Below are 12899 nucleotides of genomic sequence, written 5' to 3' on the forward strand. Positions count from 1 at the left end.
TCAGGCGGCGCGGTTTTCGGTGTCGTTGGTCACTTCGACACCGTCGTTGAATTTGATTCCTTCGATAACCTTTGGCAACTGATTTCTGCCCTTGAGGCGCAGCCATTTTTTCGATGCTGCCTGAATGAGGGTGAAAACCATCAGTTTTGCGGTCTTTTGTGACAGCGCCCCTTTGGTCCTCACCGTTCGGTGCCGAACAGTGGCGAACACGCTTTCAATCGGGTTCGAGGTGCGCAGATGGCCCCAATGCTCGGCTGGGAAGTCGAAGAATGCAAGCATCGCCTCTTCGTCCTTTGTCAGGCAGGCAACACCTTTTGGGTATTTGACGCCATACTTTTCGGAGAAAACTGCCAACGCAGCATCGGCTTCTGCGCGCGTTCCGGCGTGCTGGATGTCGTCCAGATCTGACTTGACCGCCGGGGCCATCTGCTTGGGAAAACAGTTCTGGACGTTCTTTACCTTATGCACCCAACACCGTTGGTGCTTTGTGCCTGGAAACGTTTTGTCCAGTGCGTTCCAGAACCCCATGGCTCCATCCCCAACCGCAATTTCCGGTGCGACGGACAGCCCGCGGCCTTTGATGTCGGTCAGCAACTCATGCCAGCTCTGCGCGCTCTCCCGCAGGCCGACCTGAAAGCCGATCAGCTCTTTCTTGCCCTCCGGTGTCGCGCCGATGATCACCAGCATGCATTCGGCATTTTCCTCCATCCGCGCCTGAAGATAAACGCCGTCCGCCCAAATGTAGACGTAGTGGCGGGCAGACAGATCCCGCCGTGCCCAGGCATCATATTGAACCTGCCATCCGGCAGTCAGACGCGAGATGACGCTTGGCGAGAGGTTGGGCGCATCCGGCCCCATGATGGCCGACAGCGCGTCCTGGAAATCGCCCGTCGATATGCCCTTCAGATAAAGAACAGGCAGCAGCGCGTCCAAGCTGATCGAGCGGCGCGCCCATTTCGGCAGAATGTTCGAGGTAAAGCGGATCTTTTCTGCCCCATCAGAGGACGCCATCCGGTCGCGCACCTTGGGCCGCTGGACATCCAGAGCACCGATCCCCGTCTGAATCTTCCGTTCAGGGCCAAATCCATGCCGCACAATCCGCTGACGCCCGTCTTCCAACTGCTCATCGGCAAAACTGGCGACAAAGGCATCAGCCTCGGCCTTCAGCGCTTCCGCCAGCATCCGACGAGCACCTTGCCGAGCAAGCTCTGTCAGCGGATCGACGATCGTTTCCGATTGGCGAAATGGCAGGATCGTTGTATCTTCCTTCATGGCGTATCGCTCCTTGTGAGGTTCTGGCCGGCTTTGACACCCGCCACGATACGCCGCACTTCAAATCACGCCATCACCCAAATTCCCGCATAGCTCGCCTCGACCAGCTGGGGGCCTTGACCAAGGGCCAACGCGAGACCGGTTCGCAAGGCATGTTCCGCGAGGAGGACAATCTGGAAAGCCCGATCGCGCGGGCGGCATTGCGTGGCTACTACGCCGATCTTGCCGCCGGGCGCGCCGAGGCGATGAGCTATGAGAACTTCACCGACTGGACGGCCCTGCGGCTGATCGACAAGGACGGGGTGCTGCTCGAGGAGCTGCCCCCGATCCAGCGGTTTCTGAACCGGGTTCTGGCCCTTCCCATCCACATGCAGAACGCGCTCTTTGCCGAGTTCATGCGCCGGATTGCCGATCAGACGGAAAGGGCGCGCGCGGCGGGCACGCTCGATCTCGGCGTCGAAACCCTGCGCGGCGAAAAGATCGAACAGGTCTCCACTGAGGATCTCTGGACCTGGCCGAAATCCGGCGCCGTGACGCGGATCATCGGACTTGAGGTGACGGACCCGGTCCATGTCCTGGGCGCCGAAGAGGCCATATCGCGCAATCCGGATAAGCTGCCGATGGTTAATCGCGCCTCCGGCCGCGCGGCGCTCATCTCGGCGCGCCCCATGCAGATGTACGATGAGGATATCGTCACCCTCATGCGCAAGATGGTGCGGCCAAACGGGTCCAGCTATCTGGAGGAGACCCGATTTGAGGCGTCTGCCTGGGAAGACATTGAAAGGCCCGAGTTCACGCAGGTCTGGGATGCCGAGGCCGCGTCCTTGCCAAAAACCACCACGACCAAGCTCTACCTGCTGACCGGGCTGCTGCTGCCGATCTGGAAGGACATTCCGACCACCAATGAGCGCATCTACCGGGTCACGCCCGATGGGGCGACCGCCATGATCGGGCGCACGCTGAGCGAGGAAGGAGCGGCCGCGCTGCGCGCCCGCTTCCTCGTCTCCAATCCGCAAACGCCACAGGATATGCTGACCGCCGCCCTCGGCACCACCGCACCTGTCGATCTGGGCCGGGGCCTGAGCCTGACCCGTCGTCGTGTCGCTGGCGAGATGCGCCTTGAGTTGGGCGGTGCAGATCGAGGCATGATCGACGGCCTCAAGGCTATGGGGTGTTTCACGGAGATCATCGCCTTTCAGTTGCGGGTGTTTCTGCCGCATGGGGACGGGATCGACACGGGAAGCATTCTGGCCCGGATCGTTGGGCATCGAGCCGCTAGAGCTGCAGAACAAGCCGCCTGAAAAGTCAAAGCGGGCTTCCGGTCGGGCGTCGCGGATCGGGATTTGGCCGGTCTGCGCTTCCCGGCCGCGGGCATCCCCATGCCTGCCCAGCCCCCACTTCAGACAAGAGGACAGACCCATGACCAATCCCCAGATCGATTACGCCGCGATGGCGGCTCAGTGGCGCGCGGAGCGCGAAACCACCCTGAAGGCATCCCGAGCGGAGCTGCTTGCGCAACTACGCGCGCTTGGCATCAGCGAGGTCACCGCCGAATACGAAGGCTATGGCGACTCCGGCAATGTCGAGGATGTGACGGTGCAGCCTGCGGAGGTCCAACTGCCGGAGGCGCTTGCCACTGAGGTGGGCGATTTCGCCTGGTCGCTTGCCTATCACCATCATCCGGGGTTCGAAAACAACGAGGGCGGCTACGGCACGCTGACCTGGGACATAGCACTAGACAGCATCATCCTCGATCACGCGGACCGCTATGTCGAATGTTCGCACAGCTATGACGAGGGGCTGTGAGATGGCCCATCCGCTTCATCATGCCGAAAGCTCTGCCCGGAAATTCGGCGGGGTGCCATCTGACTATCAGTCTGTGCACGATTGGTTTGACGCCTCGAAAGAGCACCTCGCGCTCTTCACGCACCGAGCCATGCGCCACCACGCTCAAGGCCTGTTCGAGGCCGAACGTGTCTTCGGCTTGACCCTGACCAATAGCGCAGGTCGGGACATTCCCGTGCGCTGGATCGGCGAGCAGCATATCCGTGAAGACTGCCAGGGCCGCATTCCGAGCATGGCGGACTGGCTGCGACGGATCCAGCCTGAGCCATGGATGGCCAATGGCCATATCGACCGGCATTCTGGCGATGAGCCCTGCGGCGACCCAAGGGTTGCCTGGGCCTCCGAGGTCGCCGCCGGAAGAACGGTTCTTGGCCTGAAGGATTGGATGGCGGCGCGCGCGATGCAAGCCACGCAAAGCGCCTGACAGGTCTCGGTCGTTTGCCAAACGAATGCCGCACGGAAGCCCGGTTGGAAGATCGGGCTTCTTGCGTCGTTTCCCCACCATTCTTCTTGAGGAGGATCGCATGACACTCGAAGCCATCAAGGCGGCCGTCGATGCCGGCCAGACCATGCATTGGGCCAATACCGGCTACGTTGTGCACAAAGACCGGCTCGGTCAGTACCTCATCACCTATGTGCCGAACGGAAGCTGCATCGGTCTGACCGACCGGAGCGGGCACCGGTTGAACGGAAAAGAGGCGGAGTTCTTCATCGCGAGATCGGAGGACGGCGCGGAAAATCCGGGCAGCCAATCAAGACCAAACGGGCAGGGGAGGGGCGTAGCACTAGGAGGCGCGGGGGCATTCCCACTCGGACGGCAGCTCTGACCCGTGGGCGGGGCTGAAAGGAAAGCAAGCTTTCTGGTTTGTGATCCCTCAAGGGGTCGAGAAAGCAATCCCGGATGCGCTGGCAAGAACGTCAGGCACCGGCCAATCCAAGAAGGAACTATCCCATGTTCGCAGGAACCCTCACCCGCAACGTCGAGACCGCAGCCGCTCAGTACACCGGCATGATCCACGGGACGCGCTTTGACGTCGCCATCCAGTTGGAGGCACGGGCCAAGATGTCCGAACGCAGCCCGGATTTTGACGTGACGGCAGTCAACAAATCAGGCCGCAAGGTGCGCATCGGCACGGCCTGGAACGAGACCGGCAATACCAGCGGCAACCCCTACATCTCGATGCAGATCGATGTCGGCTTGGGTCCGTTCCGGGTCAACGCGGTGCAGACGAAAGAATCGCGCGCGACCCAAAGCGGGGAGTTCGAGATCATCCCGCTGGTCTCGAACGGCCTGATGAAATCCGGCTCGATCTCAGGCGAGCTCACCGCCATGGACGCCGACAACGCGTTCACCGGCTACATCGCCAACATGATGTTCGATCTGGAGTTCACGCTGATCGAGAACAGCTACAAATCCGAGGAGACCCACCCGGATTACCGGATCGAGGTCAGCTCGCCCCGGGGTAAACCAATCCGCGTCGGCTCGGCGTGGATGGCCAAAAGCAGCCGCACGGGCAATGACTACCTGTCGCTGCTGATCAACACGCCTGATGGCGACCTGCGCGTCAACGCCGTGCAGAACGAAGAGCAGCGCGGCGGGCAGACCTTCTCGATCATCCCGTTCATCGACAGCGGTGAGCAGCCGCAGGACGCAGGCGCGGGGCTCTCGCTGGTCGCCTAATCGGCGCGCGAGGGGGAGACGATCTGAACCGAAAGGGGAGCCGTGGGACCACGGTTCCCCTTTTGCTGTGCTGGTGTGGTTGAATGAACCCGGCCTACATTGCAGACGTTCGTGTCGCCTGCAGCTAATGCTACCGAAGAGCCCTACTACGACCTTCGTGACCATGCCTCGACCTCTACCCTGAGGTCTTGGCACTCGCTTTACTGAATAGGTTGACATGCAGTATTTGTACTGCATATTTAGCAGGCATGACAGAGGATCAGATAACACTTGTATTCAAAGCGCTGGCGCATACCGAAAGGCGCCGCATCTTGGCGTCGCTTTTGCAGAAGCCCGGTCAGACGCTTTTCGATCTGTGTGTCGCCCCGGATCAGCCGGGCGGCGCACGACATCTGTCCCGTCAAACTGTCTCGCAGCATCTCGACGCCCTCGAACGGGCGGGACTGCTGGAAATTTCGTGGCAGGGGCGAACCAAGATCCACAGGTTTGAGCCGGGTCCGCTGCGCGAGGCCGTGCAACAGGCCCTTGTCCCATTTCTTTAGGAGCGAACGATGATGAAAATCCATGTCACCAGTGTCTTTGTCGACGATCAGGCCCGCGCGCTTGATTTTTACGTCGGAAAGCTGGGCTTCCAGTTGAAGAACGACATTCCGGTGGGCGAGAACCGCTGGCTTACGGTGGTGTCGCCGGAGCAGCCGACTGGCACTGAGCTGCTTCTGGAACCCAGCGATCATCCGGCTGTGAAACCTTACCGGGCAGCGATTGTTGCGGATGGTATTCCCGCCGCCTCCTTTCAGGTCGACAACCTGGCCGACACCTATGATCACCTGACAAAAGGTGGCGTCAGGTTCACGCAGGACCCGGTTGATGCGGGCGATGTCAGAATGGCCGTGCTGGATGATACCTGCGGCAACCTGATCCAGCTGGTAGAGATCAAGGATGCGCAAACCCGCTAACGGGCGCCTGCGGTCGCAGCGGAGCGCCACCACCCGACCCAAGATCGGGTGGTGGCATCAATCCAGTGGCTCAACCCATCTGCTCTTTGCGCAACAGGATCACCGTCCCGGCCGGGTCCGACGTCCAGTGCCCGGTCACATTGGTCAGCGGCTCCAGCTCGTCCCGATTGGGGCTGCCGAGACGCGACAGGGCGGCGTCGGGGTCTTCGTCGAACAGTTCGATCCAGACATCCACCTGGCTCTGATGCGGCACGCGGTCGATCCAAAGGGTCAAGCTGCCGAACTCGAACCCGGTGCTGTTCTCCAGTTCGCGGGCGACCGTCAAGCCGACCTTGTCTCGGTAGAAGGCCACGGTGTCTTCCCAGCGATGCAGGGGAACCTTGATGGCGATGTTTTTTCCCGGCTCCATTTGATGGTTCTCCTCTTTCTATGTTGAATTATTTGTAGAATCCGTCGCGCAAATTGATCCCGTGCTCCAGCCAAGCCTTCATGGCGCAGAGCATCCCGGTCCATCCCTGGCAATTGCCGAAGCAGGAGATCAGGCCGGCCTCGGTTTCGGGCCAGCCGAATTCACTGATCCGCACCAGGGTGCGCCCATCGTCCAGCGGGCGGAACTCCATGGTCACGGTCGTCCATGTGGCGGTCTTTTCGTCCGCCTCCCACTGCAGCACGATCCTCTGATTTGGGACGACCTCCTGCACCAGGACGGGGAAAGCGCCGGGAAAGTCGTGGAAGTCCCAGGTCACCTCGGCCCCGGTTTCCAGCCGCCCCCGTGCCCCGCCCGTGGTGAAATATTTCGACAGGCAGTCAGGAGCGACCACGGCCTCGAAGACCTCTTCGACCGGCTTCGATATGCGTCCTGCCACGGTGAATTTCAGCTCCATGATGCGAATCCTCTTTGCGTTTCGTCAATCATGTTATAAAATCATAACATGTCAATCGAAGATAAATTTGATGCCGTGTTCAAGGCGCTTGGCCATCGAGCGCGGCGGCGGATACTCGACCTGATCAAGGATGGGCCGGAGACCACCGGCGCCCTTTGCGGGAGGCTTACGGATCTCGACCGCTGCACGGTGATGCAGCATCTGTCGGTGTTGGAAAAAGCCGGGCTGGTGGTTGTTGAGCGGCGCGGCCGAGAACGCTGGAACCATCTCGACGCCCTCCCGATCCACGACGTTCAGAACCGCTGGATCGGTCCGTACGCGGCGCATGCGGTCGCGGTTCTCGAGAGTCTGGAGGCGTTTGCAGAGACCGAAGCAGCATCGCCGGACGATGCCGGCACCAGCAGTGATTGAGGGAGAAAGGCAAGTCTGCTTTGTCCGCATCTTACCAGTTCGTTCGTCCCGCAGCGAAGTTCCGCTTTTGACCTCTACAACTGAAACTCAGAATTTCCCTAATCTTCTTTTGTAACGCAGTTCCAACTTGCCTTCCGGCCTCCCCAGCTCGGCTTCGCGTGTCGCAGGGGAGAACGGCCCTTCGGTCCGTCGCGCATTCGGCCATGCGGCCTCACCGCGGCGTCGCACCCAGGCCCCCGGTTTGCCCGCCTCGCGAGCACGTCCCTCCCCGGCCGCTCCGCCGGATTGCGCTCTGGTCTGTTTTGGCCCGAGGCCAAAACGATCCCGCCGCTCCATCCGTCTCCCGCGTCCGGTCGGGCCGTTTGCCTGCTCGGGTCGGGCAAACCTACCGTCAAAACACACACACATGAGTGCGGAAGCATATCCTCCGGATGGCCCCCAAATCAGCCCGCGTCAAGGATCGCAAAACTTTTCCGCGAGGGCGTAGCCGGTGGCTTGGGGCGGTCCCGTGCGTGAGCGCGCGCATGTGTCGGGTGCTGCGCGCAGAAAACTTTTTCGCCCGGCAAGCCGGCGGCTGCGCCGTCCCTGACCCGGGCAGATTCGGAAACCAGGCATTCGGCCATGCCCCCACACTCACGTGGTGGCCTTGGAACCGAACACTGGAGACCAGACATGGCTTACGACAACGCAAACACCTACGAGACCATTGAACTTTTCGGACTGACCGAGAAGGACGCGCAGCTGCCGATCCCCGAGGATCACGTCCTGACCGACCGCATCATCCGCGAGAGCTTCGAGGCTTTGCTCGGGCAGCTGCGCGGGACCGGGCTTGAAGCCGAAATCGAACCGCTGGCCCATGGGCTCGCGACGATCCTCCAGCGCCGCAAGGTGGCGCTTGGCAAGGAGGTCGACCGCACCGCCGACAAGATCGGCGCGCTGGCAAAATCCCACGACGGATCGGAGATCGCCGAGACCGCGCTCGAAGAGGCGCAGGCGCGCTTTCTGCAGCTGCGCGAGATTGTCGGCGCCATCGAGGTGATGAGCGAGGCTGCGGCGGAATGCTACGAGATCGAGGCGGGCCACGCCTTCATTCCGGCAGCCGGGTCGCGCGCAAGCGTCCGCGCGCAAGAGACCGGGGCGGTCTTCGAGGCACGGCAGCTCCTGGAGCAGCACGACCGCGAAACCGCCGAGAAGTCGAAAGTCGAGGGGGTGCCCCTGATCGTCTCAGGAGCCACCGACTGGACAGATGTCGATGTGATCTTCAACACGCTCGACAAGGTTCGCGAACGGATCAAGCAGAACCGCAACCAGGAGATCTTCCTCTGCCACAAGGGTGGCAAGCACGGGGCAGAGATGATTGCGGCTCGGTGGGCCCGGGCACGCGGGATAGCGCAGGCGCGCTTTGATCCTCGCTGGTCCGCGCATGGGCGGGCGGCACCGTTCAAGTGCAACGACGAAATGCTCGACGACAAGTTCGCGGCGACGGGGGTTGTCCTCTTCGGCGGCAACGGGGTCGCGCTGAATCTCGGGCAGAAGGCGGAAGCGAAAGGCCTGACGGTCATGCGGGTTGCGGACCCGACGAAGAAGGCGTCGCAGGATTGAAGAGAGGGGGTCGCGCTTGGCGCGGCCCTTTCGTCATGTCTCATGGCGCGTGCGATTGGTCATGCGTGATCGGCAGCTCGCGGCGGCCAGCACCGTTATCCCTCTACCCGGTCCGTCAGAGTGCGGCCCATCCGCATCGGTACGGGCTGGGGATGGTACGCACCTCACGCACATCGTCAGCAGCGCAAGACGCGAGGGGTCGAGACGTCGCATATGAGGCTGAACACCTGCACGTCCCTCGGGGCGTGTTTCGGAACATCGCATCCACGCGGGCGGGCTCCGTCAGCACCCCGGCCAGGCTCGGCGGGACGCGGACGCGGATGGTGGCGGCTGCGTGATGGCAAGGGTCATCCGGATCACTCCTTTTTGCTCATAGATGTGGATCGCACGGGGTCGGCCCAATCGTGCCCTGCGCTTGCGCTTCGGCAAGCACAAATACGGCTTCCACGGCTGGCCGCGGACCCTCCGCATTTGCGCTTGCGACCGGGCCTCTTGCCCCCGTGCCGGGTGATCCCCATCGCAACAAGGAGTAACCTAAATGACCAACCACTACGTCGCCACCGTCCCCGTCAAGTTCACCGATACCGATGGCCAGGAGCGCACCCGTTTTCAGCGCGTGGGCGCTATGTTCCGCAACACCCGCAACGGGGACGGCTCGGAGTTTTTCAGCCTCAAGCTCGACTTCCCGGTCGCGGTCTCGGAGTTGGTGATGTTCCCGCCGAGCGCGAAAGATCCCCAGGACTAAATCCTCTGACGAGGATGGGCCGCCCCAGGACGATCTTGGGGCGGCCCGATCCCTGTTCCAGGGATGCCGCGTCCGGCGGTCAGATCGCCCGAGGCGACTTCACGAAGCCGTCGGCCGCTGCGCGTTCAACGGACGCACTCCCCCCGAAATGATCAGGCCGCGACAGACCGGCCAGTCAGCCTCAAGGGGGCCATCCACAAAAACCTATCGGCCAGGGCCTCCCGGTTTTTGCGGCAGAGATTTGGCAAGCCAAATCTGGCCCGCCTTGACCCTGACTGTCCGCCCTGTCGGTGGGGTTTGCGCCCGCCCGCGGTTCCGTCCGAACACATGCGTGTTCGTCCAGACCCTCGGGCGGTGCTGGGGAAGGGGACCCATTGGACAGGTGGGTCGCCCGGTGGTGAGGGCGGCAGAGCCGCGTCCCTGCGGGCCGCGGCGTGAAGCGGACACCAAGGCTGCCTGAGACTGAATGCAACGTAAGTATATAATTGACAGCACGGTATATTATCGTAAGGTGGGGGCAGCCTTGGTGGAAGGTGGCAGGAAATAGGGGGTCTTTCTTCCGCATGTCCCGAACAAAACGCCTGACAGAGACGGAGAAGATGCAGATCGTCCGCGAGGCCGCGGAGGGTGTGTCGACGTCCGAGCTGGCTGCGCGGTTCGGTGTTACATCGCGCGCCGTGCGCTACGTCTTGAAAGCTGATGCCGAGCGCCAGACGGATGCCGCCATCCCGGTCTCAGCGATCAGTGTGAAGGTCACGGCTGCGGAGCTTGCGGCGCTCGACGAGGTGCTGGCCGAGGCCGGAATCGAGAGCCGGGCCGAAGGGCTGCGGCGGCTCATTCAGGCTGCGGGCGGCGTGTTTGTCCCGGACGCGCAGATGGCGGCAGAGATGGCGCGCTATCGCGCCTCTCTGCACGAGGTCGGCAATGGGGTCGCGCAGATCGCCAAGCAGATGACGCAGGCCAACCGGCGGGGGCAGGGGGCCGTGGGGGGCACGAGTGCCGAGTTCACCGAATTGCGCCTCGCGCAGATGCGCGGGCTGGCGCGGTTCATTCTGGATTCCGCTGACGAGATCGATCTGCTTCTGCGCCGCCGTCGGGACGCGATGCAGCTGCAGGCCACGGTCGCGCTGAGGGAGTTTGCCCATGCGGCTGAATGATGCCGTCCATGCCGTCACGGGCGAGGTCTTCCGGGATGGCTGGAGCCGCGTCCGGGGCTCGATGCAAGGGCTGCACGTGGCCAAGCAGAGCCAGCTTGTGCGCGCGGCGGCCGGGCACCGTCCGGCGGTCTTCAAGGCGATCCGAGGCGGGGGTACGCATACCAAATCACAGCTCGCAAACCAGCTCGATTACCTCACCACCAAGTCCACCCATATCGTCGACTCGAGCGGGTTTCTGGATGGCAAGACAAAGCTCGAGGCGGGCGACATCAAGGACCTCACAGAGCGCTTTGCCAAGCGGTGGGATGCGGGCTTCAAACCCAAGCTCGGGCAAACCACGCATTTGCTCATGTCCTTCCCGATCGGCACGCGCGGGGAGGATGTGCGCGACATCGCGACGGATGTGGCGGAGCGGTTCTTCCAGACCGAGGAGGGGCATTTCGACTACATCATCGCGGTGCATGAAGACCGAGATCACCCGCATGCGCATCTGGTGCTGAACCGCCGCTCGCAGGAAGGCGAGTTCTTCTTTCTGGGGCGCAACCATCGCTTCAACTATGACGATTTCCGCCTCGCCATGGTCGAGGAGGCGGAAAAGTATGGCGTGCGCCTGGAGGCCACGCGCCGCGTTGATCGCGGTGTCGTGCATTACCCGGCCCGCACCAGCGAGGTCTATGCCGCGAAAGACGAGGGCCGCGCGCCCCGCGAACGCGAACGCGTGGGGGCCGACCTGACGCGGACGCTGGCGGAGATCGCCAACACCAGAACCGTCTACCATTCGCTTGCCGTGGAGGCCTCCCGGGAGACCTCCGAGGTCCGCGGGGCCCGCGAAGACATTGCCGCGGCACTCTTCCGCGCGGGCGAGGTTCTGGCGCATGGCGGGAAGGTGGACCGAACAGGAGATGTTTATATGGCTGAGGATCAAAGCTTCGAGGATCTCAGAAGCCTCTATGCGGAGAAGCTCGCGCGGGTGCAGGGCATGATCGCCGAGAAGTCTGACGCGGAACGTCCCTTGCTGGAAAAACGCCTCATCGAGATCCAGACGCAGGTCCAGCACATGCAGCCCTTGGGGCTGCGATCATCCACGCTGTCAGAGACCCCCTCGGAGGGCGGGATCTATTCCGAAGCCAATATCGACGCCAGCCAGCGCGAGCGTCTGGCCGAGCCCGATCTGAGATCGCGCATTGACGCGGCACTACGGGGCACCGGGATCAGCACATCGGAAGTGGTGGCCCGGATCGAGACGGGCGCCTCAAATGCAGCGCTGGAGCATCAATGGATCGCAGATGATCTCTCCAAGGTGGCCGAGGCGCGCGATCTGAACCTTGAACGCCGCGCCGATCTGGAACAGGCGCGTGACATTCTCAACGATGTGCACGTCGCGCTTGGCACGCTCTTGGAGCGGGAGAACGTGCTGCGCCGGGATGGGGTCATGGAAGCGGAACCGGTCAGCGAGCAGTTCCATTATCATGAGGGCGCGGTGCGGGAGATGGAAGGGACAATCCGTCAGGAGATGCGCGCAGACGGCCTGACTGCGCAGCAGATCGAGGACCGGGACTGGGAGGTTGTCTCACGGGCGGAGCGCCGGATCGAGACCGAGCAGCGCGCGTATCTCGCAGCGCACCCGGACCTGCTTGCACGCCCAGGCGATGTGATCGATCGGTCTGAACCCTACAGGGAAACCATCACCGATGCGGCCCGCGCCAGCGCGATCACCCGCGAGGTCGACCGGATCATGGAGGGACGCGACGTCCGCACGCCCGTTGCAGATGCTGTCACGGATGACTTGCGCGCGCGCTATCCGGACATGCCGTCCCACCTTGCCCGTGGGCTCGGTGCGACCTATGCGGCCGTTGTCGAGATACGCGACACGGAGGCCATCAATCAGGTCCGCCGCGAAACCGAGATGCGCGATGGGCTCGGGTCTGGCATGCACGACGACATCCTCGCAGCCCGCGATGAAACTGCGCCGCAGTCTGACCGTGCCGACCGCCTCGCAGACGAGATTGCGCGTGTTCTGGACCATGAGCGGGCCGGGGAGTTCTCCGCGCCCTTCGAGACGGAGGCGGAGCGGGACGCCTTCCGTGGCGAGATCGCGCGGGTGCTGGACGTTCGCCAACTCGACCGGCTCACATCCGGCGATGCCGATGCGCTGGACAAGGTTCTCGAGGACCGCCTCGACCGGCTCTATGTCGCGAAGGTCTACCTGCAATCGGATGCAGCGACGGCCAACACGGAGGCCTTGCGCCAGGTGGTCGATGATCTTGCCGACACCGAATATGAAAAACACCGCGCGACAGACGTGGATGGCGAGACCGAGCGGGGTCAGGTCCATTGAGCGCCTCC

Annotated in this window: 14 protein-coding genes and 1 pseudogene; 12 read left to right on the forward strand and 3 right to left on the reverse strand. The window is 62.7% G+C overall.

Going from position 1 to position 12899, the window contains the following annotated elements:
- Nucleotides 1-1319 (reverse strand): annotated as a pseudogene (locus O4H31_RS16450) (IS256 family transposase).
- Between the two features lie 42 nt (nucleotides 1320-1361).
- Here O4H31_RS16450 and O4H31_RS16455 point away from each other — a divergent pair.
- The 7 genes from O4H31_RS16455 (at nucleotide 1362) to O4H31_RS16485 (ending at nucleotide 5754) form a co-directional block, all read left to right on the forward strand.
- Entirely contained in the window at nucleotides 1362-2573 is a 1212-nt protein-coding gene (locus O4H31_RS16455) for a strawberry notch C-terminal domain-containing protein (protein WP_419723613.1), read from the forward strand.
- Nucleotides 2574-2691: 118 nt separating this feature from the next.
- Entirely contained in the window at nucleotides 2692-3078 is a 387-nt protein-coding gene (locus O4H31_RS16460) for a DUF6878 family protein (RefSeq protein ID WP_120352470.1), read from the forward strand.
- 1 nt (nucleotide 3079) lies between these two features.
- Nucleotides 3080-3541, forward strand: a complete 462-nt coding sequence (locus tag O4H31_RS16465) for a DUF6915 family protein (RefSeq protein WP_120352471.1) — start codon at nucleotides 3080-3082, stop codon at nucleotides 3539-3541.
- 100 nt (nucleotides 3542-3641) lie between these two features.
- Nucleotides 3642-3944 (forward strand): hypothetical protein, encoded by a 303-nt coding sequence (locus O4H31_RS16470; RefSeq protein WP_120352472.1) that lies wholly within the window; start codon nucleotides 3642-3644, stop codon nucleotides 3942-3944.
- A gap of 125 nt (nucleotides 3945-4069) precedes the next feature.
- Nucleotides 4070-4798 (forward strand): DUF736 family protein, encoded by a 729-nt coding sequence (locus O4H31_RS16475; protein WP_269347531.1) that lies wholly within the window; start codon nucleotides 4070-4072, stop codon nucleotides 4796-4798.
- A 248-nt stretch (nucleotides 4799-5046) separates the two neighbouring features.
- On the forward strand, nucleotides 5047-5340 hold the full coding sequence (locus O4H31_RS19690; protein ID WP_120352474.1) for an ArsR/SmtB family transcription factor: 294 nt from the start codon (nucleotides 5047-5049) through the stop codon (nucleotides 5338-5340).
- Nucleotides 5341-5349: 9 nt separating this feature from the next.
- Nucleotides 5350-5754, forward strand: coding sequence for a VOC family protein (locus O4H31_RS16485; RefSeq protein WP_240791658.1), 405 nt, complete (start codon nucleotides 5350-5352; stop codon nucleotides 5752-5754).
- 70 nt (nucleotides 5755-5824) lie between these two features.
- Here O4H31_RS16485 and O4H31_RS16490 read toward each other — a convergent pair whose 3' ends face one another.
- The gene (locus tag O4H31_RS16490) at nucleotides 5825-6163 is read right to left on the reverse strand and encodes a hypothetical protein (protein WP_120352475.1); all 339 of its coding nucleotides are present in this window, start codon (nucleotides 6161-6163) and stop codon (nucleotides 5825-5827) included.
- A 28-nt stretch (nucleotides 6164-6191) separates the two neighbouring features.
- Nucleotides 6192-6638 (reverse strand): SRPBCC family protein, encoded by a 447-nt coding sequence (locus O4H31_RS16495; RefSeq protein ID WP_120352476.1) that lies wholly within the window; start codon nucleotides 6636-6638, stop codon nucleotides 6192-6194.
- Between the two features lie 48 nt (nucleotides 6639-6686).
- Between O4H31_RS16495 and O4H31_RS16500 the strand changes: the two genes are divergently transcribed.
- From O4H31_RS16500 to O4H31_RS16520, 5 genes are all read left to right on the forward strand, one after another.
- Nucleotides 6687-7049: an ArsR/SmtB family transcription factor gene (locus tag O4H31_RS16500; protein ID WP_120352477.1), complete on the forward strand. Its 363-nt coding sequence runs from the start codon at nucleotides 6687-6689 to the stop codon at nucleotides 7047-7049.
- Between the two features lie 672 nt (nucleotides 7050-7721).
- Nucleotides 7722-8651, forward strand: coding sequence for a DUF2493 domain-containing protein (locus O4H31_RS16505; RefSeq protein ID WP_120352478.1), 930 nt, complete (start codon nucleotides 7722-7724; stop codon nucleotides 8649-8651).
- 538 nt (nucleotides 8652-9189) lie between these two features.
- Entirely contained in the window at nucleotides 9190-9396 is a 207-nt protein-coding gene (locus O4H31_RS16510; RefSeq protein WP_007120662.1) for a hypothetical protein, read from the forward strand.
- Between the two features lie 563 nt (nucleotides 9397-9959).
- Nucleotides 9960-10553 carry a helix-turn-helix domain-containing protein gene (locus O4H31_RS16515; RefSeq protein ID WP_120352480.1) on the forward strand — a complete coding sequence of 198 codons (594 nt, stop codon included), beginning with the start codon at nucleotides 9960-9962 and terminating at the stop codon, nucleotides 10551-10553.
- A complete protein-coding gene (locus O4H31_RS16520) occupies nucleotides 10540-12891 on the forward strand; it encodes a relaxase/mobilization nuclease domain-containing protein (RefSeq protein ID WP_269347612.1) in 2352 nt (783 codons plus the stop codon). Before O4H31_RS16515 ends, O4H31_RS16520 begins: the two co-directional genes overlap by 14 nt.
- Nucleotides 12892-12899: the final 8 nt, after the last annotated feature.

Source organism: Sulfitobacter dubius (assembly GCF_027214245.1).
In the GTDB taxonomy this organism is placed as follows: domain Bacteria; phylum Pseudomonadota; class Alphaproteobacteria; order Rhodobacterales; family Rhodobacteraceae; genus Sulfitobacter; species Sulfitobacter dubius_A.

What these genes read in the sequence shown, in the direction of transcription:
- O4H31_RS16460 (WP_120352470.1), top strand. Translation starts at nt 2,692, where the DNA reads ATGACCAATCCCCAGATCGATTACGCCGCGATGGCGGCTCAGTGGCGC.
- O4H31_RS16465 (WP_120352471.1), top strand. Translation starts at nt 3,080, where the DNA reads ATGGCCCATCCGCTTCATCATGCCGAAAGCTCTGCCCGGAAATTCGGC.
- O4H31_RS16470 (WP_120352472.1), top strand. Translation starts at nt 3,642, where the DNA reads ATGACACTCGAAGCCATCAAGGCGGCCGTCGATGCCGGCCAGACCATG.
- O4H31_RS16475 (WP_269347531.1), top strand. Translation starts at nt 4,070, where the DNA reads ATGTTCGCAGGAACCCTCACCCGCAACGTCGAGACCGCAGCCGCTCAG.
- O4H31_RS19690 (WP_120352474.1), top strand. Translation starts at nt 5,047, where the DNA reads ATGACAGAGGATCAGATAACACTTGTATTCAAAGCGCTGGCGCATACC.
- O4H31_RS16485 (WP_240791658.1), top strand. Translation starts at nt 5,350, where the DNA reads ATGATGAAAATCCATGTCACCAGTGTCTTTGTCGACGATCAGGCCCGC.
- O4H31_RS16490 (WP_120352475.1), bottom strand. Translation starts at nt 6,163, where the DNA reads ATGGAGCCGGGAAAAAACATCGCCATCAAGGTTCCCCTGCATCGCTGG.
- O4H31_RS16495 (WP_120352476.1), bottom strand. Translation starts at nt 6,638, where the DNA reads ATGGAGCTGAAATTCACCGTGGCAGGACGCATATCGAAGCCGGTCGAA.
- O4H31_RS16500 (WP_120352477.1), top strand. Translation starts at nt 6,687, where the DNA reads ATGTCAATCGAAGATAAATTTGATGCCGTGTTCAAGGCGCTTGGCCAT.
- O4H31_RS16505 (WP_120352478.1), top strand. Translation starts at nt 7,722, where the DNA reads ATGGCTTACGACAACGCAAACACCTACGAGACCATTGAACTTTTCGGA.
- O4H31_RS16510 (WP_007120662.1), top strand. Translation starts at nt 9,190, where the DNA reads ATGACCAACCACTACGTCGCCACCGTCCCCGTCAAGTTCACCGATACC.
- O4H31_RS16515 (WP_120352480.1), top strand. Translation starts at nt 9,960, where the DNA reads ATGTCCCGAACAAAACGCCTGACAGAGACGGAGAAGATGCAGATCGTC.
- O4H31_RS16520 (WP_269347612.1), top strand. Translation starts at nt 10,540, where the DNA reads ATGCGGCTGAATGATGCCGTCCATGCCGTCACGGGCGAGGTCTTCCGG.